This is a genomic window from Simiaoa sp. (assembly GCF_051972595.1).
Classification (GTDB): Bacteria; Bacillota; Clostridia; order Lachnospirales; family Lachnospiraceae; genus Acetatifactor; species Acetatifactor hominis.
In genome coordinates this window covers 91,342-114,302 of the sequence record NZ_JBOKRY010000002.1, presented here as the reverse complement: position 1 = coordinate 114,302, position 22,961 = coordinate 91,342, and the positions used below count along the sequence as shown (strand labels likewise).

17 protein-coding genes are annotated in these 22,961 nt (G+C 47.4%); 15 read left to right on the top strand and 2 right to left on the bottom strand.

The annotated features are described in order from the left end of the window. The first annotated feature begins 2 nt into the window (after positions 1 to 2). The 13 genes from ACTRDR_RS01295 to ACTRDR_RS01235 all read left to right on the top strand — a co-directional run bounded on the left by ACTRDR_RS01295 (position 3) and on the right by ACTRDR_RS01235 (position 15,691). Positions 3 to 908, top strand: a complete 906-nt coding sequence (locus tag ACTRDR_RS01295) for a family 43 glycosylhydrolase (protein WP_176865261.1) — start codon at positions 3 to 5, stop codon at positions 906 to 908. A gap of 22 nt (positions 909 to 930) precedes the next feature. Continuing rightward, positions 931 to 2,592 (top strand): family 43 glycosylhydrolase, encoded by a 1,662-nt coding sequence (locus ACTRDR_RS01290; RefSeq protein WP_176865263.1) that lies wholly within the window; start codon positions 931 to 933, stop codon positions 2,590 to 2,592. Between the two features lie 146 nt (positions 2,593 to 2,738). Then, on the top strand, positions 2,739 to 4,118 hold the full coding sequence (locus tag ACTRDR_RS01285; RefSeq protein WP_176865266.1) for an extracellular solute-binding protein: 1,380 nt from the start codon (positions 2,739 to 2,741) through the stop codon (positions 4,116 to 4,118). Positions 4,119 to 4,198: 80 nt separating this feature from the next. Continuing rightward, positions 4,199 to 5,083: an ABC transporter permease subunit gene (locus ACTRDR_RS01280; protein ID WP_176865267.1), complete on the top strand. Its 885-nt coding sequence runs from the start codon at positions 4,199 to 4,201 to the stop codon at positions 5,081 to 5,083. Beyond that, positions 5,083 to 5,940 (top strand): ABC transporter permease subunit, encoded by an 858-nt coding sequence (locus ACTRDR_RS01275; protein ID WP_176865269.1) that lies wholly within the window; start codon positions 5,083 to 5,085, stop codon positions 5,938 to 5,940. Before ACTRDR_RS01280 ends, ACTRDR_RS01275 begins: the two co-directional genes overlap by 1 nt. Before the next feature lie 164 nt (positions 5,941 to 6,104). After that, on the top strand, positions 6,105 to 7,955 hold the full coding sequence (locus ACTRDR_RS01270; RefSeq protein WP_440525865.1) for a sensor histidine kinase: 1,851 nt from the start codon (positions 6,105 to 6,107) through the stop codon (positions 7,953 to 7,955). Further along, positions 7,930 to 9,438, top strand: coding sequence for a helix-turn-helix domain-containing protein (locus ACTRDR_RS01265; RefSeq protein WP_176865273.1), 1,509 nt, complete (start codon positions 7,930 to 7,932; stop codon positions 9,436 to 9,438). Before ACTRDR_RS01270 ends, ACTRDR_RS01265 begins: the two co-directional genes overlap by 26 nt. Before the next feature lie 26 nt (positions 9,439 to 9,464). After that, positions 9,465 to 10,082 (top strand): NUDIX hydrolase N-terminal domain-containing protein, encoded by a 618-nt coding sequence (locus ACTRDR_RS01260; protein ID WP_440525864.1) that lies wholly within the window; start codon positions 9,465 to 9,467, stop codon positions 10,080 to 10,082. Between the two features lie 272 nt (positions 10,083 to 10,354). Beyond that, entirely contained in the window at positions 10,355 to 11,089 is a 735-nt protein-coding gene (locus tag ACTRDR_RS01255; RefSeq protein ID WP_440525863.1) for a GTP pyrophosphokinase, read from the top strand. A gap of 109 nt (positions 11,090 to 11,198) precedes the next feature. Next, positions 11,199 to 12,068, top strand: coding sequence for a methylenetetrahydrofolate reductase [NAD(P)H] (gene metF / locus ACTRDR_RS01250; RefSeq protein ID WP_440525862.1), 870 nt, complete (start codon positions 11,199 to 11,201; stop codon positions 12,066 to 12,068). Between the two features lie 27 nt (positions 12,069 to 12,095). Next, positions 12,096 to 12,263: a hypothetical protein gene (locus tag ACTRDR_RS01245; protein WP_440525861.1), complete on the top strand. Its 168-nt coding sequence runs from the start codon at positions 12,096 to 12,098 to the stop codon at positions 12,261 to 12,263. Then, on the top strand, positions 12,247 to 14,022 hold the full coding sequence (locus tag ACTRDR_RS01240) for an ABC transporter ATP-binding protein (RefSeq protein WP_440525860.1): 1,776 nt from the start codon (positions 12,247 to 12,249) through the stop codon (positions 14,020 to 14,022). Before ACTRDR_RS01245 ends, ACTRDR_RS01240 begins: the two co-directional genes overlap by 17 nt. After that, a complete protein-coding gene (locus tag ACTRDR_RS01235; protein ID WP_440525859.1) occupies positions 14,009 to 15,691 on the top strand; it encodes an ABC transporter ATP-binding protein in 1,683 nt (560 codons plus the stop codon). Before ACTRDR_RS01240 ends, ACTRDR_RS01235 begins: the two co-directional genes overlap by 14 nt. 139 nt (positions 15,692 to 15,830) lie before the next feature. Here the strand turns inward: ACTRDR_RS01235 and ACTRDR_RS01230 are convergent, their stop codons facing one another. Beyond that, positions 15,831 to 17,204 (bottom strand): sodium-dependent transporter, encoded by a 1,374-nt coding sequence (locus tag ACTRDR_RS01230; protein WP_176865282.1) that lies wholly within the window; start codon positions 17,202 to 17,204, stop codon positions 15,831 to 15,833. 178 nt (positions 17,205 to 17,382) lie between these two features. Here ACTRDR_RS01230 and spoVT point away from each other — a divergent pair, with 178 nt between their 5' ends. Continuing rightward, the gene (gene spoVT, locus ACTRDR_RS01225) at positions 17,383 to 17,928 is read left to right on the top strand and encodes a stage V sporulation protein T (protein ID WP_440525858.1); all 546 of its coding nucleotides are present in this window, start codon (positions 17,383 to 17,385) and stop codon (positions 17,926 to 17,928) included. Positions 17,929 to 17,946: 18 nt separating this feature from the next. On the opposite strand, the gene ACTRDR_RS01220 is transcribed toward spoVT, so the two are convergent. Next, positions 17,947 to 19,242 carry a diguanylate cyclase gene (locus ACTRDR_RS01220; protein WP_440525857.1) on the bottom strand — a complete coding sequence of 432 codons (1,296 nt, stop codon included), beginning with the start codon at positions 19,240 to 19,242 and terminating at the stop codon, positions 17,947 to 17,949. A 522-nt stretch (positions 19,243 to 19,764) separates the two neighbouring features. Here ACTRDR_RS01220 and ileS point away from each other — a divergent pair. After that, positions 19,765 to 22,917: an isoleucine--tRNA ligase gene (gene ileS / locus ACTRDR_RS01215; protein WP_440525856.1), complete on the top strand. Its 3,153-nt coding sequence runs from the start codon at positions 19,765 to 19,767 to the stop codon at positions 22,915 to 22,917. Positions 22,918 to 22,961 lie beyond the last annotated feature (44 nt).

The following is a 22,961-nucleotide window of genomic DNA, read 5'->3' as shown; positions in this document are numbered from 1 at the left end:
GAATGTTTCGAAATGGCGAAATGTGGCTGGATGACAGAGGGGAACCGATACAGTCCCATGGCGGATGTATCATACAGTATAAAGATATGTGGTACTGGTACGGAGAACATAAAGGAGCGGAAAACTGCCCCGGAACCACCAGGGTGGATGTGATAGGTATCAGCTGTTATTCCTCAAAAGATATGCAGAGCTGGCACTATGAGGGATTGGCACTGGATGTGAAGGACAGCCCGAAAGGCAGTCTCATACAGCCGGAAAATGTCTGCGAGCGTCCGAAGGTCTTATATAATGAAAAAACCGGAAAATTTGTCATGTGGATGCATCTGGACACTCCGAATTATACTTATGCGGGAGTAGCGGTAGCCGTAGCAGACCATCCCATCGGTCCGTTTACTGTGATCAGGGAAATGCAGCCGAACCGGACGGACAGCAGGGACATGACACTTTTTAAGGATGCGGACGGTACAGCGTGGTTGGTGCACAGCTCCGACTGGAATAAGACGCTGCGCCTGTCCAGGCTGACGGAAGATTTTACGGATGTAGATGGATTTTATGCATCCGCTCTGACGGATCAGACCAGAGAGGCTCCGGCACTCATGTACCGGGATGGAAAATATTATATGATCACCTCCGGATGTACCGGATGGCAGCCAAACAGTGCGTTATATGCCGAGTGCGATCATCTCTGCGGTCAGTGGAAGCTGATCGATAATCCCTGTGAGGGCGACAATTACAGACGCACCTTTGAAGGACAGAGTACTTATATTTTTGAAAAGGACGGGAAGACATATCTGATGCTGGATCACTGGCATCCGGAAGATCTGAAGAGCTCAGGATACAGCATTCTGCCGGTCGAAGTGGTGGAAGGAATATTGTCTGTCATCTGGCAGGAGAATTTTTGCGGATAAATGAGAAACGGGAGGTTTTGTTATGATTCATAATCCTATTTTAAAAGGCTTTCATCCGGATCCGTCCATCGTTCGTGTCGGAAAGGATTATTATATTGCAACATCTACCTTTGAGTGGTGGCCGGGGATCCGGCTGCATCACTCCACCGATCTGGTACACTGGGAACTGATCGAGTATCCGCTAAACCGGACTTCTCAACTGGATCTGCGGGGCGTGGGTGCATCCCAGGGAGTCTGGGCACCCTGCCTGACTTACGATAAAGGCACGTTTTATCTGCTGTATACCGTGGTGACGGCCTTCTATTGTAATATGTACGATACGAACAATTATCTGGTGACGGCAACGGACATTCACGGTCCATGGTCCGAACCCATAGCGTTAAATAATTTCGGCTTTGACCCATCACTGTTTCATGACGATGACGGCAGAAAATATATGGTAAGCATGGTAACAGATCACAGAGTGCCGAAAAAATATGTGGGACGTCTGGTATTGCAGGAATACGATCCGGTGCAGAAGAAGATGACCGGACCGGTGAAGGACATTTACCGGGCGGATAAAATCTTTTTGGAGGGACCGCATATTTTCAAGCGAAACGGATGGTACTATCTGTTCTCGGCGGATACCGGCACGGGAGAACTGCACGGGCAGACCATACAGAGATCCCGGGATATCTGGGGACCTTATGAGATGTACCAGGCAGACTTCATGGAGAGAACCGCGGACAATGAGGCCTATTCCATCCTGACTTCCAGGCATCATGAGGATATTCTGTTACAGAAATCCGGTCACTGCGATCTGGTGGAGACACCGGAGGGAGAATGGTATGCCGTGCATCTGTGCGGAAGAGCTTCCAACCGCAGAAATCCGGCAGATGCAGTAAGATTTGCCGGAGCGAGACGCTATATGCTGGGCAGAGAGACCGCCATTCAGAAGATGAAATGGACAGATGACGACTGGTTGGTGATGGCGGATGGTAGTACCGAGCCGAAGGAATATGTGGAGGAACCGGCGGGAAACAGCAGCACAACAAAACAGATGATGGAAGCCGCACAGGAAAGCATCGGCAGAAATAACCGGGATGATTTTACGACACCGGTGCTGGATCCCGATTACCAGTCTCTGCGTATCCCTATGACGGGGCATTACCTGTCTCTGACAGAGCGTCCCGGGTATCTGCGGATGTACGGAAGAAGCGGCCTTTCATCCAAATTCTCTCAGACCTTGATTGCAAAACGACTGACGGAATATGATATGGAGATATCCACAAAGCTGGAATTTGAACCGGAAGTGTTCAAGCAGATGGCGGGACTAATCTTAATGTACGATACGGATAATTATCTGTATCTGCATGTCTCCCGGGATGAGGACTGCGGAAAATGTATTACGCTGTTAAAGGCAGAAAACAAAAAATATGAATATCTGACAGAATATCTGCCGATCTATTCCGGATTGCCCATCTATCTGAAAGCGGATATGCGAAACGGTTATATTACGTTCGCCTACCGGCTGGAAGGCAGCGACTGGCAGACGATCGCAGAAAATATTGACGGCAGCTTTATGTCTGACGAAGCCTGCACGGAAGGGTGGTTTACCGGAGCTATGGCTGGAATCTGCTGCCAGGATCTCACTGGATTCGGCAAGTATGCTGATTTTGACTGGTTTGAAATGAAAACAAAATAGGTTCTTAAAAAAATGTACTTTGACCTTAAAAAAGTGCATTTTTTTTATGTCTGTAAATTGCTATATTACAATTACAACAACGGAAGGCCAACCGGAAAGTAATACATAAGCACGAAACAATATAGCAAGGAATCAAGGAGGTTACTATGAGAAAGAAATTACTGGCAAGTGTTCTGGTAGCAGCAATGGCAACAACCATGTTAGCAGGCTGCGGAAGCACCGATGACAATACAACAGGAAGCACTGCTCCTGCAGCATCCACCACAGAAAGCGCAGCAGCTACTACAGTAGCAACTGACGCAGAATCCATCGTGTCTGCACCCACCGAATTAACATTTATCTTCGCAGATGGTGATGAGGGAGCCAAGGCTTCCATGAACGAGATCGTTAACAGATTTAATGCGACATATCCCGATATTACCGTGACCATCGAGCCCGGTAACGGCGGTGCTTACAGCGAATTCATCAAGACCAAGGACAGCGTCGGAGAATTCCCCGATGTCATGGAGATGAGAGATACCGCAATGTATGTAAGAGCAGGCAAGCTGGAGCCTCTGTCCGAGGAGATTACCTCCCTGTTCCGCACCACCACAGAATTTAACGGTCAGGTATACACCGCACCTCTGTCCGGTGAGAATACCCAGGGTATTATTTACAACAAGAAATATTTTGATGAAAATGGTCTCACAGAGCCGACCACATATGATGAATTTATGACTCTGTGCCAGACCATTAAGGATAAAGGCGATATGGCACCGATCGTAGTCGGAGGTCAGGATATCTGGCATATGGGCTTTTTGTTCCACAAGGCTTACAATGATCAGGTACTGAGCAAGGATCCGGATTTCATCGAGCATTGCTACGAGGGAACCAAGGACTTCTCCGATGAGACCATGAAGGCAACCTTCCAGGAGCTGAAGGATATCTTCCAGTATGCACAGGATGGCTGGACTTCCACTCCCGATGCCCAGATCACGACTTTCCTGGTAAACGATATGGCAGCGATGATGTATTCCGGTACGCATATGTTCTCCCAGATCGATGCAGCAGATCCTGACTTCGAGTATGGATGGTTCGCAATTCCCAGTCCCGATGGCAAGACCCGTCTGGTAGGTGGTGCTGGCGTCGGCGGTCTGGCAATTTCCGCAGAAGCAGCCAAGGATCCGGACAAGAAGGCAGCAGCAGAAGCTTTCATCAAGTTCTTCTTTGCACCCGAGAACTACAAGGTATACTGCGAGACTCTGAACTTTATCCCCACTACCGTAGATGAGCCTCAGATGGATGTATCTCCTGTATTCCAGGAGGTTATCGATGCCAATGCAAGTGCAGATGACCTTGCACCTATGTGGAACGGTCGTGTAGGCAACAACGAGCTGCCCCCCGATTTCAGAAACTTTACCTACAAGACACTGACTGAAGTGCTTCAGGGAACCAGAGATATTGATTCTGCCTGTGATGAATTAAATAAGACCTGGCAGGTAAGCATGCAGAGCTTTAACCCCGTTACAGGTGTGGGAATCGAATAATCCACGGATTAGAGAGGAATCTCGTACTGTCAGGTAATTCTGACAGCTACGGGATTCTTTTTAGAAAGGAAGGAAATGCAATGCAGAAAAAAAGAAAATTCGATAAAACAGCCTTTGTGTTTATCGCTCCGGCATTTATCTTTTTCACACTGTTTATTATCGTACCGACGGTCTCCAGTGTATATTACAGTTTTACCTCCTGGGATGGCGTAAGCCCGAATGTAAAATTCATCGGACTGGCGAACTATAAAGAGATCTTTACCAGTGCACGTTTTGGAAATGCATTGAAGAACACAATATTACTGACGGTATTTATCTCTGTATTCGAAAATGCATTCGCGTTGGCACTTGCATTGATCGTGGATAATGTCAGATGGGGCAAGAATTTCTTCCGCAGTGCATTTTACGTTCCGGTTCTGGTCAGCGGTATTGTATCCGGTTTCATCTGGAAGATCATGTACAATTACAACTTTGGTACCATCAACACGATCCTGAAGGACATCGGCATGGGTGATTTTCGACAGGACTGGCTGGGCAACAATAAGCTGACACTGATCATGATTGGCGTAGTACTGGTATGGAAGGGTGCAGGCTACTATATGATCATCTATCTGGCTTCTCTGCAGAGTGTATCCCCGGACCTGATCGAAGCAGCACAGATCGATGGCGCAAGCCCCTGGCAGCGTTTTAAGTCCATCACCGTGCCTCTGATCTCCGGTGCATTTACCATCAACTTTACCTTATCCCTGATCAACGGATTAAAGGTATTCGACCAGATCAACGTTATGACGGACGGCGGCCCCGGATTCACCTCCGAGACACTGGTATACCTGCTGTATAAGGTAGGCTTCAACGAAGGCAGACAGGGCTTCGGTACCGCAGTCGGCATTATGCTGTTGTTTATCATCATTATCCTGAATACACTGCAGCAGAAATTCTTAAGAAGCAGGGAGGTGCAGATGTAATGAGCAAAGAAAAAGTTGTCAGAAAGCCCGTGGAGAAGATCAAACCCGGACAGATCGTATTATTTGTAGTTACCATTCTGCTGGCGATCCTGTTTCTGTATCCGGTATTCTTCGCACTGATCTCCGCATTTAAGAGTAACGGTGATATCCTGAAGAACCCGATTGCATTACCGACCTCCTTTTATACACAAAACTTTAAGGATCTGTTTGCACAGTCCGATTTCGCTACGGCAATCCTTCACTCCGTGTTCCTGACTGTGGTATCAGAAGTATTGATCGTATGTATTGTGCCTATGGCGGCATACGGGATTGAGAGAAGAAAAAGTAAGACAACATCCCTGATCTACACCTATTTCCTGGCAGGTATGATGATTCCTTTTCATCTGTACATGTTCCCTCTGTTCAAGGAGATGAAGGTTTTCCATATCTTCGGTAATATGGTGGGACCTATCGTATGCTATATTTCCGGCTCCATTGCATTCGGCACTCTGCTGTATTGCAGCTTTCTGAAGGGCATTCCTCTGGAGATCGAAGAGGCTGCACAGATTGATGGATGTACCCCGTTCCAGACCTTCTGGAAGGTTACCTTCCCTCTTCTCGGACCCTGTACCGGTTCCATGGTGATCCTCAATGGTCTGGGAATTTGGAACGACTATCTGATGCCTTATCTGGCACTGCCCAGCGGCAAGGCGAAGACCATCACTGTTGAGATCGCATCCTTCGTAGGACAGTATACCGCCAGATGGGATATCGTATTTGCAGGAACCGTGATCTCCATCGTGCCTGCGCTGATCATCTTCTGTATGTTCCAGAAATACTTCGTAAAGGGAATTACCGCAGGAGCAGCCAAGGGTTAGGCAAGTTGCGGAATGCATTGAAATTTGTTATTCTATAACTATGCAGAGTCATATGTCGGGATTCTGCATAGTTATTTTTATAATACGGGGTTTACGGTAGTATGGTAACGGTTCATTACCGGGACAACCTGGTCAGGAAGGAAACAACGAGAGGGGTAACTTTATTGAAACATTTTAATCTTTATCACAAATTTGCCCTGACAATGATATTGCTGGGGCTTTTGCCGATGCTCCTTCTGGCAACCTTTATTGCAAATAAAATGGTCAGAGATTACTCCAGGGCATTAAGTGCTCAATATGACCAGGCCTCAGAATATGTATTATCCAGTATGGAATCGGTATTTGATAATTATAATACGATATCCAAAATGCCTTATTTTTATAATATGGGTGTGGGAAACGGAGCAGACAGCTATCTGTCCTTCGATCATTTCCGTAAGATCCTCACAGGTGAGGAATATGAAGCGGAATCCATGGAGACGGACAGACAACGGGATATGCAGGGATTTCTGCAATATCTTCAAAGCGTGGACAACTATATTAACAGTGTTCATGTCCTTGCGGAACAGGAGAATGGGCAGAAGCTTTCTTTTCACTACAGTGTATACAATACCTTCTTCTCAAATGAAGAAAAATTCGAAGAACTGGTGTCCTATGAAGGACTGGACAGGGAAAACAAGAATCTGATACTGATACCGCCCCATACAACAGCTTATTATTATGGCGAGCCGGAGCAGGTATTTACCATAGCCAGGAATTATTTTGACCTGCGGGGACCGGTTGGACATACTCCGTATGTAGCTACGATTTTTATAGATGTAGATTTAAAGCGGATAGAAAAAATATTTCAGAGTGTTGATTTTACAAGTAATGAGCAGATCTATGTGGTAGATGAGAACGGAAAATGCTTTTACAGCAATGACGAAGAGGTTATCGGAAGTGATCTGGGGCAGAAGCTACAGGAAATTCAAAATGACAAGGAACGTTTCGTAGTCACCGCAGATGGAAAAAAATACGGTCTGTCAGTGTACATTTGTATGGATGCAGGGGTCGCATTTTCCGATATCCGTAATATGCAGAGGTTGATGTATGGTTGTATCTTAATTTCCATCCTGTTGTTGTTTGCGGGTTCCTTCTATTTTTCCGACAGACTGACAAAACCTATGCAGCGTCTGGTGAATCAGATGAAGAAAGTGGGAAAAGGTAATTTTGATATCGAGATCCCGGTACAGAGCTCGGATGAGATTGGGACACTGGCGGAAAGCTTTAATGAAATGAGTCGGGAACTGAAAAAGTATATCGATCAGTCCTATCTGGCACAGATCCGGCAGAATGAGGCAGAACTAACGGCATTGAAGTCTCAGATCTATCCCCATTTTCTGTATAATACGCTGGAGATCATACGAATGACGGCGCTGGAAGATGAGGAGAAGAGCAAGGTTCCCGAGATGATCGAGGCACTGTCGCAGCAGATCCATTATATTATCGGACCGATGCAGGATCTCGTACCGTTAGAGCAGGAGATCGATATTGTCCGGAAATATGTGTATCTGTTGAATTGCAGGATCAGTGGTAAAGTGAAGCTGATGGTAAACGCCCAGGGAGCTTCCATGATCCAAGTGCCTAAGTTGATTCTCCAGCCTTTGGTGGAAAATGCGTATGTGCACGGCATTAAGCCAAAACAGGGAAGCGGAAGCATTATGATCGAGGTACATAATAAGGGAGATACACTGGGAATTTCGGTGATGGACAACGGTGTTGGCATGGATCAGGACAGCATCGATAAGATTCTTCAGCTGTTACAAGGGGATGCTCCCGGTATCAAGAACCAGTATAACTGGCAGAGCATCGGACTGAAAAATGTTCATGACCGTATCCGCTATCTGTACGGTGAAGAATATGGAATTCAGATTACCAGTACGGTCGGGGTAGGTACCATGATCAGCGTGATATTGTCCTGGAATACTGAGGAGAAGGGAGAGAACCTGGATGATAAAGATGATATTGGCGGATGATGAACCGGTAATCACCAGAGGAATCCGGAAACTCATCGACTGGGAACAACTGGGAATTCAGATCATAGGGGAATATGAGGACGGGAAAAGTGCATTGGCGTCAATCCTGCGGGACCAGCCGGAGATTGCTCTGTTAGATATCTCCATGCCCGGAATGAGCGGCGTGGATATTATCCGGGAATGTCATGGCTTGCAATGCAGAACAAATATTATTTTTATCAGTGGCTTTCAGGAGTTCGAATACGCGAAGGCGGCTCTGGAATATGGGGCTGCGGATTATTTGCTGAAACCGGTGATCCGGGAGGAACTCATGAAAGCTGTCGAAAAATGTATTGCAAGATTGGAAGGAGACAGAAAAGTCACAGATCGGTCATCCGTAAATTATAAAGGCAAGATAGAATTTCCTGAAGAAACGGCAGGTCGGGATATGGCTTACCTTCCCCTGATTGTTTATCCTGTTTTTTCAAATAAGGAAAATGAACAGATCAGACATTTGATTCAGTTCTCTTTGTTAAGCTTTCTGGAAGAATATTTTGAAGAACACAAGGATGGAATAGTGTTCCAAAAGGAAAACCGGATCGTAGTTGTCTTGCAAAAAAATAAATGGAAAAATGTGTCGGAGGAACTGGAGAGACTGAAGGAAGGCACCGAAAATGCTGCCGGGTATCAAATGCTGCTGATCTGTGGAGATGAGATCTGTTCTATGCAGGAAATCCCCGAGATGTTCCGGAAATGTGTGGAACAGGAAGGATATTTATTTTTTGCGGATCAGATGAAGTACTCCGTGATAAATCTGCAGGAGACACCATTTCCGGGCAGAGCGGAAGTGCAAGACCTTGAATACGCGAAAAAGATGATTACAGACGGAATCCTTGGGCATGATAAAGATGCCATACGGGAGGGACTGGAGAGATGCAAGCAGGTCGTCTGCCGACTGTCTAAAGGAAGAAAAGAGGACGCCCTGTTTTATTACTGTACGGCATTGCAGTCCTTGGAAGAGATACTCAGCGGAAAAGGGGTAAAGCTTCCTCTCCCTCAAAATCGGGAGCTTTTAGAGAAGGGAAGAAACTGTGAGAGCTTTTCCGAAATGGAAAAGCTGTATGCGGATATGCTTTATGAGGCCTATGACAGCCTGAGTGAATCTGCGACCAGAAACGACAAAAAAGAGGTGAACAAAGCACTGGAATATATAGAGCTGCATTACGCGGAAAATCTGTCATTAAATATTCTGGCAAATGAGGTACATATGAACCCTTATTATTTCAGCAGCTTTTTTAAGAAAAGTACCGGCAAAAATTTCAAAGACTATGTGAATCAGGTACGGCTGAAACATGCGGTAGAACTTTTGCTGAATACAGATCAGAAGGTATATGAGATCGCCATGGAAGTAGGCTTCGGTGATGCTAGGGCTTTTAATGATGCATTTCAGAAGGCCTATGGTGAGACTCCGACAGGGTATCGGAAGAATCTGAAAAATTTTTAATCAAATAGTTTGTGGAGGGATGGAGGATGAACGATGCATGGTTAGATTTCGCAATCCGTATTCAAAGCATTGCGCAGGCGGGACTGCAATACGGAAAAGACAAATACGATAAAGAACGTTATGAAGAACTGCGCAGAATCTCGGCGGAAATGATTGCTGTAAAGACAGATATTCCCGTTGCCAAGGTTTATGACCTGTTTTGCAACGAAACAGGTTACCAGACTCCGAAAGTGGATACGAGAGCTGCTGTATTTGTGGATGGGAAAATTCTGCTTGTTCATGAAAACAACGGTACCTGGTCGTTGCCCGGTGGCTGGTGTGACGTTGACCAGTCTGTAGCTTCGAATACAGTAAAGGAAGTAAAAGAGGAAACGGGCTTTACTGTGACGGCGGAAAAGCTGATCGCTGTTCAGGACTGGCGTAAACATAATGTGACAAATTATGCATACGGCGTGGTGAAAATTTTCGTGCAGTGCAAATACGAAAGCGGTGAATTTGAAGACAATATCGAAACGACCGGCATTGCTTTTTTCGACAGGGACACGCTTCCCCAAAATCTTGCGGTGGAGAAATGTACCAGGGAGCAGATATTGATGTGTTTTGAGGCACTGCAGGATCCGAATGCGCCGACCGCGTTTGACTAAAGTGTATTAAGCTGTTTTGTTTATGTGATGAAATCATCAAGATTCAATGAAAAGAGGGATTGATTTCTCAACCCCTCATAGTGTATAATCTACTTAGAAAGGTGGTCGGAAGTGAAAATTCCGATTTGCCCTCAGTTAAATGTTAGAAAAGAAATAGCATTCACTTTGGACGGTGGGATGCTATTTCTTTTTATGATAATCTATGATTCATCATAGATTATCATAAAAAATATTGATCAAAAAATAGAGACAATAAAAGAGTGAGTTATATCATGGATACAATCAGAGGTAAATTTTTCAAACAACATTTATTATCGGATCAATTCTTGGATCTGATCGAGAAGAATAAGCGCCCCATGGACGAGCTGATGTCTTATTATCAGTGTGCCATCATGGAGGTGGAGACGAAATTCAAGGTATTGAATCAGGAGTATTCCCTGGAATACGACCGCAATCCCATCGAAGGGATAAAGACCAGAGTCAAATCGTATGACAGTATTCTGCGTAAGATCCGCCGGAAAAATATTCCCATGACGCTGGAAGGGATCGAAGAGAATATTCGCGATATCGCCGGGGTCCGGGTCATCTGTTCCTTCCCGGATGATATCTACGAATTGGCGGAGAGCTTTTTACGACAGGATGATATCACGCTGGTAGAACGTAAGGACTATATCAAGAATCCCAAGGAGAGCGGCTACCGGAGCCTGCATCTGATCGTGCAGGTGCCGATCTTTTTACAGAATACGAAAAAACTGGTCTATGTGGAAGTCCAGTTCCGCACGATTGCCATGGACTTCTGGGCCAGCCTGGAACACAAGCTGCAATACAAGAAAAATATTCCGGAGAGTCAGGCAAAGTTCCTGAAGGACGAGCTGTATGACTGTGCGCAGCAGAGTGCGGCACTGGATAAGCGGATGCAGAATATCCGGAACATTATTGCGAAAAGCGAAAATGAAGAAGAAAAAGTGGATTTTTTGCCTCCGTTTTTGCGCGATGAGAAAAATTGAGAATGGCTTGGAGAAACAGACAACATTTATCGTTTGAGCCGGATACAATAAAAGAGTAAGCCAAAGAGACATAAAGAATAAAAATAAAGGATAAGAAAAGAGTACACGAATGAAGATCAGGGAAATTTTAGCACAAGATACAGCAACTATTTCTTTTGAGGTATTTCCTCCGAAGAAGAGCACGGATTTCGGAAATGTGGAGGCAGCAGCACTGGGGATCGCGGCATTGCAGCCTGCTTATATGAGTGTGACTTATGGTGCCGGTGGCAGTACCAAGGGACATACCATTGCTTTGGCAGGAGAGATTCAGAAGCAGTACAATGTGCCTACTGTGGCGCATCTGACCTGTGTCTGCGCTGACAGGAGCAGTATCGGCGCAGCTCTTACAGAAATGCAGGCAGCAGGGATCGAGAATATTTTAGCTCTGAGAGGAGATATTCCGAAGGATTTTGATGGGGAGGTATTTACCGATTTTACCCATGCATCAGATCTGGTACGCTTTATCAAAGAAAACGGAGATTTCTGCGTGGGTGGCGCCTGCTACCCGGAGGTGCATCCCGATTCTGCTAACAAAAATGCGGATATTCAGGGACTGAAGGCGAAGGTGGATGCCGGGTGTGAGTATCTGACGACCCAGATGTTCTTCGACAACAATATCTTCTTCAACTTTATGTATCGTGTGCGGGAGGCAGGGATTACCGTGCCCATCGTTCCCGGCATCATGCCCATTACCCGCGGTGTACAGGTGAAGAATGCCGTAAAACTGTCCGGCTGTAATGTGCCGGAGCGCTTTAAGAATATCGTAGACCGCTTCGGAGACAATCCGGAAGCCATGAAACAGGCGGGTATCGCCTATGCCACGGATCAGATCATCGACCTGCTGGCGAACGGTGTAAAACATATTCATGTCTATTCCATGAATAAACCGGATGTGGCGGCAGGGATTCAGCGGAACATTTCGGAGATTTTGAAGGCCTGAGATAATGAACGCAAGTGAGCCAATACATTGACAGATGAAAAAGATGTACTATTATCTAAATCAGAAAATAGTACATCTTTTTATGTAGAGCTGCGGAAAGAAGCAGAATTGATGGGTGACGTGAGAAGGACAGGATTTGTCAATGCGGAAAAATGTGTGGAAGAAGGAGCAGGAGAGGATGAAACAGATATCTGAGGCAGCGAAAAAGGATCAGATCCTGTATTATTTCAAAACCCAGTGGCCGGTGCTGCTGGCGGTAACAATCTCCGGTCTGATCTATAACCTCGGACTGCTGGCAGGACCGTGGTTTGAGGGGCGGATGACGGGATGCCTGGTGGACATTCTGGGTGGGAAAGCAGGATACCGGGATATGCTGGTGCTGGTGACGGCATATGTGATATCTATTGCTATCGTGCAGATTGCCCGTTATATCAAGCGTTTCTATGTGCGTCGGTTTGCCAATAACGTAAACAAAGATATGAAGCAAACACTCTATGATTGTCTGGTTCATAAGAACCGTGCCGAACTGGAAGAAGAGGGTGTCGGAAATGTGATGACCAAGGCAATCCTGGATGTGGACGACTGCGCGGAGGGGATGCGGAAATTTACCACAGAGATCTTCGATACCGGTGTGGCACTGGCAGCATATGTGGGAATGTTGTTATTTTATGACTGGCGGCTGGCAATCTTAGGCATGCTGTTTTTACCGGTATCTTATGTGCTGGCGGAGAAGATGAAGCGTAACGTGCAACGCACCGGAGCTGCTTATAAGGAAAAGTCCGGAGATTTAAGTGCCGCAACACTGGACAGAACTGCCAATGCTATCACTTACCGTGTCTATGGCAGAGAGGAAGAGCGCAGGCAGGCCTATGAAGCGAACCTTACCGCTTATGAGAAATCCGCTGTGAAGGCCAATATCTGGAGTACTGCGTTCCCCTCGCTGTACCGGATCATCTCCATGACAGGAGTATTGTTTATCTTGTATTTCGGCAGCCAAAATGTGCTTGGAACCGGCTGGAAAATATGGGATGTGGCAGCCTTTACCACGTTTTTATCCTGTTTTTTGAAGTTAGCCGTGAAATCTTCTCATGCCGCGAAGCTATTCAATGCAGTACATAAAGCCCAGGTTTCCTGGAAACGTATCAAGCCACTGATGAAGGAAGCCACTTATGAGGACGACAGCCTGGTACAGGAGCCGGGAACGCTGGAAGTATCTCATGTAAGCTTTGCTTATCCCGGCGGAGAGAAGATCTATGAGGACTTCAATCTGTCAGCCACTCCGGGACAGATCATTGGTGTCACCGGCGCAGTGGCGTGTGGTAAGTCCACATTGGGAAAGACCTTCCTCTGTGAATACCCTTACGAAGGAAGGATCTGCTTCCACGGCAAAGAATTATCCGGGATGACCAAGGCAGAGCAAAACGGCATGGTGGGATATTTAGGACACGATCCGGAGCTGTTCAATGACAGTGTCCGTAACAATATACTGCTGGGCGATGATGACGATCCGGAGAAGTATCTGAAGGCAGTCTGTTTCGACGGTGAGGTGGCAGAGATGGAAGAGAGTATGGACACCATTGTGGGAAATGGCGGCGTCCGGCTCTCCGGTGGCCAGGCACAGCGGCTGGCATTGGCGAGAACCCTATGCCATAAGCGTCCGGTCCTGATCCTGGACGATCCTTTTTCCGCACTGGATCGCAAGACGGAGAAAGAGGTTTTTGCCAATCTACGGAAGTTTACAGCGGACAGTATCGTGATCCTATTGTCCCACAGACTCTATCTGTTCCCTGAAATGGATCAGGTGCTGTGGATGGAGGATGGAAAAGTGACCGCGGGAACCCACGAACAGATCCTTGAAAAGTTCCCGGAGTATGCGAGACTGTATGAAGCACAGGCGGATGACGCTGAAGCACACAGTACGCAGGAGGGAGGTCCGGATCATGCAGAAAAATAAACAGATGCAGAAAAATAAGAGACAGAATGTGAAAAATGTCCGCAGCGTGATCCGGCAGACTGTGACAGACTATGCAGGGTTGTCACTGGGAATCGTGCTGGCAGTCGTAGGTGCCATTGTAACCGCGCTGTTGCCGCCCTGGATCCTGGGAAGCATCGTTGATACGATCACCGCAGGAAACGCAGTTCCGGTTGCATTGGTGATACTGTATTTTGCTTTTACGGTGCTCACCGGGCTGACCGAAAGCCTTCGGGAAGGTCTGCTGACGGTCTTCGGTCAGAAGATCACCCACGCACTGCGGAGCAGCATGATGGAGAAATACACGAACCTGACGGCAGGGGAACTGACGGAGCAGGAGCCCGGTACGATCGTATCCCGGTTCGTGGGAGATGTGGATACGGTGGAGAACCTGTTTACCTCCGGAATCATCAGCATGTTTGCGGATGCTTGTAAAATTATAAGTATCCTGGTGGTGATCTGGTTAAAAAACAGAGGACTGGCGATCGTACTTTTGGTCCTGCTGCCATTTTTGTATTGGTTCACCCGGACGGTGCAGAAAAACATGCTGGAAGCCCAGATCGAGAACCGTCGTGCCGTGGGCAGAGCATCCGGACATGTGCCGGAGACGCTGCACAATATCCGCACCATTCATACGTTGGGAAAAGAGCGCTACATGGAGCAGCGGTATGAGGAATATATTGAGGAGAGTTATCGCGCGGTAGATCGCACGAATTTTTATGATGCCATATATTCCCCGGTGATCCTGATCCTGAATGCTATCGTGGTGGCGGTTGTGATGCTGTTTTCTGCCTCCGGCAATGCAAAGGTGCTGACACTGTTTGGCATGTCTGCCGGTACAGCGGTAGCTGTAATTAACTATATCTCCCAGATCTTTACCCCTGTGGAGAGTCTGGGAATGGAGATACAGACCATCCAGTCCGCCATTGCGGGCGTGCACCGGATCAATGAATTCTATGAATTAGAGGAATTGCCGGAGAAAAATTCCGGGGAAAAACCCGCAGAACCACAGAATAGACCGGAAAAACCTTTTGTGGAACTGCAAAACGTGACCTTTGGCTATGAGGATGATGATCGTAAGATTTTGCAGGCTTTAAATTTTCAAGTGTATCCCGGAGAACAGGTCACTCTGTCGGGCAGAACCGGCGCGGGGAAGAGTACGGTCTTCAAACTGTTGCTGGGACTCTATCAGCCGGGAGAGGGTAAAGTGCTGATTCAGGGAAGAGATGCTTTTCAGATTCCGGAAAATGAAAAGCGCAGTCTGTACGGCTATGTGGAGCAGACTTTTCACAGAGTACCCGGTACCGTGAAGGATCAGATCACGCTGTATGACGATTCTTTTACTATGGAAGAGGTACGGGAGGCCGCAAGAATTGCGGGACTGGATGCAACGATAGAACAGCTGGAAAAAGGCTATGACACGATCTGTACTTCGGAGATCTTCTCGCAGGGACAGTGGCAGCTGTTATCTATTGCCAGAGCCGCCGTGGCGAAGCCGAAGCTTCTTCTGCTGGATGAGATTACGGCAAATCTGGATGCCCAGACTGAGGAAGAGGTGCTGCAGGCACTGAAGAGGGCTTCCGAAGGAAGAACGGTAATCTCAATTTCACATAGAGTAAATGCGGAAACGGGACGGATCATTCCGATATAGCATGATGCCAATCCTGTCCGGTATTCGCATATCGTGAAGCAGACGCTTCCCTTTTATGCGAATATCGGAGCGGGTCATGAAACAAGAATCCCACGCTTGTGCGAGCACAGCGTGGGGTTTTGTTTATGACCCTGGCATTTTACATAGAAATAAGTCCAAATGCATTTGCTACAGAACTTAATAAAATAATCGCGGCAAATACCGGGCAGAGATACTTGATCATGAAGTTGAATATTTTTTTGCGGCGGAAAGCGGCTTCACCGTGCATGACTTCTTCTTCCACAGCCTTTACTCCGATGACGCGGGATACCAGCAGACAGATGGTGATGGCAGCGATAGGCATCATCACGGAGTTGGTCAGGAAATCGAAGAAATCAAGGAACTGCATGCCGATGATCTTCACAGCACCAAGCGGTCCGTAACCCAGTGAGGATAACGTTCCCAGTGCCAGCATGATCACACCCATGATCACGGTAGATTTTTTACGCCCCCAGCCAAGCTCGTCCTCGAAAGTAGACACAGCACTTTCGGTAAGTGCAATGGAGCTGGTCATGGCTGCAAACAGTACCAGTACGAAGAACATAATACCTACGAAGGTGCCCATTCCCATGCTGTCGAAGACCTTGGGAAGTGTGATGAACATCAGGGAAGGACCAGCCTGTAAGGTATCGGGATCCCCACCGGAGAATGCGAACACGGCGGGAATGATCATCAGACCTGCCATGATAGCGATGGCGGTATCAAAGATCTCCACATTTTTCGTGGAGCCTTCAATGGAGACATCTTTTTTCATGTAAGAGCCGAAGGTGATGAGAATACCCATGGCAATGGACAGAGAGTAGAACATCTGACCCATGGCAGCTACGACTGTCATCCAGGAAAAATTCGCAGGATTCGGGATCAGGAAATACTTCACACCGCTCAGTGCTCCCGGTCTGGTAACGGAATAGACTGTGATGACCACGGAGAGCACTACCAGGATCGGCATCATAATGCGGGATACGCGCTCGATACCGTTGCGGACACCGGCGTAGATGATGCCCAACGTACACAGAGTGAATACGATAAAGCACAGCTCAGTAGAGACGCCATTGGAAATAAACGTGGAAAAATAACCGTCTGCTGCCAGATCATGTCCGTGACCCTTGGCATATTCCACCAGATATTTGATCACCCATCCGCCGATGACGGAATAATAAGGAACGATCAGAATAGGAATAATAGCGTTGATCCATCCACCGAAGGACAACCATTTGGATTTCCCGAAGGTATGAAAGGCACCTACGGGACTTTTACCTGTCATGCGTCCCAGTGAAGTCTCTGCCACGATCATGCTATAACCGAAGGTAAGCGCCAGAATAATATAGATCAACAGGAAGATTCCACCGCCGTATTTGGCTGCCAGATACGGGAAACGCCAGATATTGCCCAGTCCCACCGAGGCGCCGGCAGCAGACAGGACGAAACCGATCTTGCCGGAAAATGAACTTCTGTTACTATTTTTGTGATTCATAGTTTAATCTCTCCCACACTTAATATTTTGTCGCAAGTAGATTAAGTGTAACACAGAAATATAGGAAATACAAAGAAAAAAACATTTTGGTAAATGTCACATAATTTCTCCATGCTTTCCACATACTACCCACACAGCACAATTATGGAAAGTAATCTGGAAAGCAGGAGGTTTATCAATGAAAGCAACCGGAATTGTAAGAAGAATAGATGACCTGGGACGCATCGTGATCCCGAAGGAGATCCGCCGCACGTTACACATCAGAGAGAGTGACCCGTTGGAGATCTTCACCGACAGAGAGGGGCAGGTTATTTTGAAAAAATATTCCCCCATCGGAGAAATGACAACTTTTGCAAGACAATATGCGGAAAGTCTTGCGCAGGTGTCCGGACATACGGCACTGATTGCAGACAGGGATCAGTTTATTGCGGTTGCAGGTGGCTGCAAGCAGCTGCTCAATAAGGCAGTAAGCCGTCAGCTGGAAGAGAAGGTCAATAACAGAGAGACTGTGATCGCCGCAAAAGGAGACCGCAACTACGTCAACATTGCGGAAGACATTGCCGTGGACTATGCATGGCAGCTGATCACACCGATCATCTGCGAAGGGGATATCATCGGAAGCGTGATCCTGTTGGAAAATGACGGGAAGAGCAAAATGGGAGAAGTGGAACAGAAGCTGGCGCAGTCCGCAGCGGGCTTCCTGGGCAGGCAGATGGAACAGTAAAAAGAGGTCGTAACCGGGTTAAGATACCACCTGGTTACGACCGTTTGTCTTACCGATATATAATTTCTCATCAGCTTCTTTTAATAATGTATGAATATCTTTGTCGGACTCACAGACCAGTCCGAAGGTCATATTTACTTTTACGTGTTGCCCGTCATAGAGCGTATCCAGTTCGTGGATCTTGTCCATGAGAAGCTCCAGCTGTTTCTGTGCTTCTGTAAGATCTGCCTTTTCAAATACTAAGAGAAATTCCTCACCACCCCAACGCGCGGCAAAGCCACGGCGCCACATATGCTGCTTCAGCAGGGCAGAGACATTTTTCAGTACGGCATCACCGCATTCATGACCGTAGGTATCGTTAACCTTTTTGAAAAAATCAATGTCTCCGATGGCGAGCGCAAAAGAAAGGCGGGAGGATCGGGCTTCCTCGAAGATCTGGCGCAGCTTTTTTTCCCCGCTGCGGCGGTTGTACAGCTCGGTCAGGGCATCCTGCTCGATCATGGTACGAAGGGAGCGCTGCATGGACAGGGCACAGCGACCGATATCACCTAATTCATCACTGCGTTTTGTCACGGAAGCATCCAGTGTGGCGTTCAGATTCCCGGAGGCTACCTCCGACAGGAAGCTGTGAATATGGAGTAATACAGCCACGAATCTTCTGGTGTAAAAATAGATGCAGACAGCCACGAGAGCCACAAAACCGATGATCAGCCATGTCAGCGGATAGACATAACGTTGAATGGATTGAGATACGGCGGCACTGGATTTTCCTATAAAAAGCATGCCGACTATGCTGCCGTCCTGATTGCGGACAGGACTATAATAGGAAAAATAAGTCTTTCCATTGATCAGAGTGTGGGTATAAAAATGATCTTCACCGGTATTCAGGACATCACGGATCACCACGTCCGGAGCACCGGAGCCGATAATGCGGTCACCCTGGGCGTTATACAGGGTCGTCAGAACGCGGGTATCCTGATAGAACAGAGTGATGTCCAGTCCGGTATCCTCTTTGAATTGATCAAATAGAGAATATTCACGGGTGATATCTGCATCGCCCTTATACAGAAGGTAGGCAACATCACCTTCCAGCCGGTAATCACCGGGATAGGCAGCGTTCAGAAGTGTAGTGGCACTTTTCGTGGCATCATACAATTCACGTTCCACTTCCTGATACATAGTTTTTGTGAACCATTGGGAAGTGAAAAATAACATGACGATCCCCAGCGCCAGCAGGGGAATCAGGCCGATCGCCTGCAGAGTATATGATATTTTACCGCCGCTTCTTTTCGGCGTATTTTGCGTTTTTTCCATAGAATTCCCTATCCCTTCCGGTAAGATCGGTACACATATCAGTATTAAAATAATTATATGAAATAAATGTCGGAAAAGCAAGAAATAAAAGCTTTACAGGCAAATCTCAACATCCGGCTTGACAACGCAAAAAAATGAGATATATAATAGCGGTATATCTAAAATGCATTGACGAAGAGAGTAACTTTTCCGCAGAAAGGCAAAGCGAGCCGGTGATGGTGAGAGACCGGTGCGAGTAAGGGAATCGTGAAAATCACTTCTGAGCTGTCAGAACAAAAGCCCAGGTCAGTAGTTCTGAACGGAATCCTGCCGTTACCGGGAAGCATATCACTCCTGTGAGATTACACATGTGGAATCGTATGGGAAGTATGTTGTAAGAGGTGGTCAACGAATGCATGAGCTTCGTCCTGTTACGGGACGAAGCTTTTTTTGATACTATTCAGGAAAGCATCGAAACTGCGATTTTGTGAATGAGGCGCTGAATAGTATGATGCTGTAATAAGAAAAGAAAGGAAGCACACTATGTACAAGCAGGTACCCACAAGCCTGAATTTCGTAGACCGTGAGAAAGCCGTCGAGAAATTCTGGGAAGACAACAACATTTTCAAAAAAAGTATGGAGCATCGTAAGGAAGGCGAGACCTATACCTTCTACGACGGACCGCCTACCGCCAACGGTAAGCCCCACATCGGTCATGTAGAGACCCGTACCATCAAGGATATGATCCCCAGATACCGTACCATGAAGGGATATATGGTTCCCCGTAAGGCAGGCTGGGATACCCACGGACTTCCCGTAGAGCTGGAAGTTGAGAAGCTGCTGGGTCTGGATGGTAAGGAGCAGATCGAGGAATACGGTCTGGCACCTTTCATCGACAAATGTAAAGAGAGTGTCTGGAAATACAAGGGAATGTGGGAAGATTTCTCCCGTACTGTCGGTTTCTGGGCTGACATGGATAATCCTTATGTTACCTACGATGACAATTTCATCGAGTCCGAATGGTGGGCTTTGAAGACCATCTGGGATAAGGGACTTCTGTACAAGGGCTTCAAGATCGTTCCTTACTGTCCTCGTTGCGGAACCCCGCTGTCCAGCCACGAAGTGGCACAGGGATATAAGGCAGTCAAGGAGCGTTCCGCCATCGTACGTTTTAAGGTAAAGGGCGAAGATGCATATTTCCTGGCATGGACCACCACCCCCTGGACTCTTCCTTCCAACGTGGCACTGTGTGTGAACCCGGAGGAGACCTACCTGAAGGTGAAGGCTGCCGATGGTTATACCTATTATATTGCAAAGGCACTGGCAGACAAGGTTCTGGGACGTCTTGCAGAAGAAGGCAAGGATGCTTACGAAGTACTGGAGACTTATGTTGGTAAGGATCTGGAGTACAAGGAGTACGAGCCTCTGTACAAGTGTGCGGGAGATGCCGCCAAGAAGCAGAAGAAAAAGGCACATTTCGTAACCTGCGATGGTTATGTAACTATGACCGATGGTACCGGTATCGTTCATATCGCACCGGCTTTCGGTGAAGACGACAGCCGTATCGGACGTAACTACGAACTGCCCTTCGTACAGTTCGTAGACGGCAAGGGTGATCTGACCGCAGAGACCCCTTATGCAGGAAAATTCGTAAAAGACGCAGATCCTCTGGTACTTAAGGATCTGGATGCAGAGGGCAAGCTGTTCGATGCACCGAAGTTCGAGCATGATTATCCCTTCTGCTGGAGATGTGATACTCCGCTGATCTATTATGCAAGAGAGTCCTGGTTCATCAAGATGACCGCTGTGAAGGATGATCTGGTACGTAATAATAAGACCATCAACTGGATCCCCGCTTCTATCGGTGAGGGACGTTTCGGCAACTGGCTGGAGAATATTCAGGACTGGGGCGTATCCCGTAACCGTTACTGGGGTACTCCGTTAAATATCTGGGAGTGCGAATGCGGACATCAGCATTCCATTGGCAGCCGGGAAGAGCTGTACAAGATGAGCGGCAATGAGAAGGCGAAGACCGTAGAATTCCATCGTCCTTACATCGACGAGATCACCATCACCTGCCCCGAGTGCGGCAAGCAGATGAAGCGTGTTCCCGAGGTGATCGACTGCTGGTTCGACTCCGGAGCAATGCCTTTTGCACAGCATCATTATCCGTTTGAAAATAAGGATCTGTTCGAGCAACAGTTCCCCGCCAACTTTATCTCCGAGGCAGTGGACCAGACCCGTGGATGGTTCTACTCTCTGTTGGCAGAATCCACCCTGCTCTTCAATAAGGCTCCTTACAAGAACGTTATCGTAATGGGTCATGTACAGGATGAGAACGGTCAGAAGATGAGTAAGAGTAAGGGCAATGCGGTAGATCCCTTCAACGCACTGGAGACCTACGGTGCAGATGCCATCCGCTGGTATTTCTATACCAGTTCCGCACCCTGGCTGCCGAAGAGATTCTCCGGCAAGGCCGTACAGGAAGGACAGCGTAAGTTCATGGGTACCCTGTGGAACACCTACGCATTCTTCGTACTGTATGCAAATATTGATAATTTTGATGCTTCCAAATATACACTGGAATACGACAAACTGCCCGTAATGGATAAGTGGCTGCTGTCCAAGCTGAACTCTACCGTTGCAGAAGTAGACAGCAATCTGGATCAGTACCGTATCCCCGAGGCTGCCAAGGCTCTGCAGGACTTCGTCGATGAGATGAGTAACTGGTATGTAAGACGCAGCCGTGAGCGTTTCTGGGCAAAGGGTATGGAGCAGGATAAGATCAATGCCTACATGACGCTGTACACCGCACTGGTGACCATCTGCAAGGCAGCCGCACCCATGATCCCCTTCATGACAGAGGATATTTACCAGAACCTGGTAAGAAGCAACGATGCAAATGCACCCGAGAGTATCCATCTGTGTGACTTCCCGGTAGTGAACAAGGATCACATCGACAAGAAGCTGGAAGAGGATATGGAGGATGTACTGGATGCTGTGGTTATGGGGCGTGCATGCCGTAACGAGGCTGCCATCAAGAATCGTCAGCCTATCAGCAGAATGTATATCAAGTCAGACTTCACCTTAAGTGAGTTCTACCAGGAGATCATCGAGGATGAGTTGAACGTCAAGGAAGTCGTATTTACCGATGACGTACGTGACTTTACCTCTTACACCTTCAAACCTCAGCTGCGTACCGTAGGACCCAAGTACGGCAAACAGTTGGGCGGAATCCAGAAGCACCTTGCAGCACTGGATGGCAATGCAGCAATGGATGAACTGAATGCAGACGGCGCATTAAAGTTCGATGTAGACGGTGTGGCTGTGGAACTGACCAAGGACGATCTGCTGATCGACATGGCACAGAAGGAAGGTTATGTATCTCAGGAAGACAACAGAATGACCGTTGTTCTGGATACCAACCTGACACCGGAACTGGTAGAGGAAGGCTTCGTCTACGAGATCATCAGCAAGATCCAGACCATGCGTAAGGAGAGCGGCTTCGAAGTGACCGATCACATCCGCGTATCCATCAACGGCAACGATAAGCTGTCCGAGATCGCACAGAAGAACAAAGAAGCCATCAGCAGCAAGGTTCTGGCTGACGAACTGACAAGCGGTATGGAATACGGCGTATCGAAGGAATGGAACATTAACGGCGAGAACGCAGTGATCGCTGTGGAGAGAGTATAAAGAATCCATTCGGATGTAGAAACACAATAATTTTAGTACAAAGA

Coding starts and splice junctions, on each gene's coding strand:
- ACTRDR_RS01295 (WP_176865261.1), top strand. CDS start 3: ATGTTTCGAAATGGCGAAATGTGGCTGGATGACAGAGGGGAACCGATA.
- ACTRDR_RS01290 (WP_176865263.1), top strand. CDS start 931: ATGATTCATAATCCTATTTTAAAAGGCTTTCATCCGGATCCGTCCATC.
- ACTRDR_RS01285 (WP_176865266.1), top strand. CDS start 2,739: ATGAGAAAGAAATTACTGGCAAGTGTTCTGGTAGCAGCAATGGCAACA.
- ACTRDR_RS01265 (WP_176865273.1), top strand. CDS start 7,930: ATGATAAAGATGATATTGGCGGATGATGAACCGGTAATCACCAGAGGA.
- ACTRDR_RS01230 (WP_176865282.1), bottom strand. CDS start 17,204: ATGAATCACAAAAATAGTAACAGAAGTTCATTTTCCGGCAAGATCGGT.
- ACTRDR_RS01275 (WP_176865269.1), top strand. CDS start 5,083: ATGAGCAAAGAAAAAGTTGTCAGAAAGCCCGTGGAGAAGATCAAACCC.
- ACTRDR_RS01280 (WP_176865267.1), top strand. CDS start 4,199: ATGCAGAAAAAAAGAAAATTCGATAAAACAGCCTTTGTGTTTATCGCT.
- ileS (WP_440525856.1), top strand. CDS start 19,765: ATGTACAAGCAGGTACCCACAAGCCTGAATTTCGTAGACCGTGAGAAA.
- ACTRDR_RS01240 (WP_440525860.1), top strand. CDS start 12,247: ATGAAACAGATATCTGAGGCAGCGAAAAAGGATCAGATCCTGTATTAT.
- spoVT (WP_440525858.1), top strand. CDS start 17,383: ATGAAAGCAACCGGAATTGTAAGAAGAATAGATGACCTGGGACGCATC.
- ACTRDR_RS01255 (WP_440525863.1), top strand. CDS start 10,355: ATGGATACAATCAGAGGTAAATTTTTCAAACAACATTTATTATCGGAT.
- ACTRDR_RS01260 (WP_440525864.1), top strand. CDS start 9,465: ATGAACGATGCATGGTTAGATTTCGCAATCCGTATTCAAAGCATTGCG.
- ACTRDR_RS01235 (WP_440525859.1), top strand. CDS start 14,009: ATGCAGAAAAATAAACAGATGCAGAAAAATAAGAGACAGAATGTGAAA.
- ACTRDR_RS01220 (WP_440525857.1), bottom strand. CDS start 19,242: ATGGAAAAAACGCAAAATACGCCGAAAAGAAGCGGCGGTAAAATATCA.
- metF (WP_440525862.1), top strand. CDS start 11,199: ATGAAGATCAGGGAAATTTTAGCACAAGATACAGCAACTATTTCTTTT.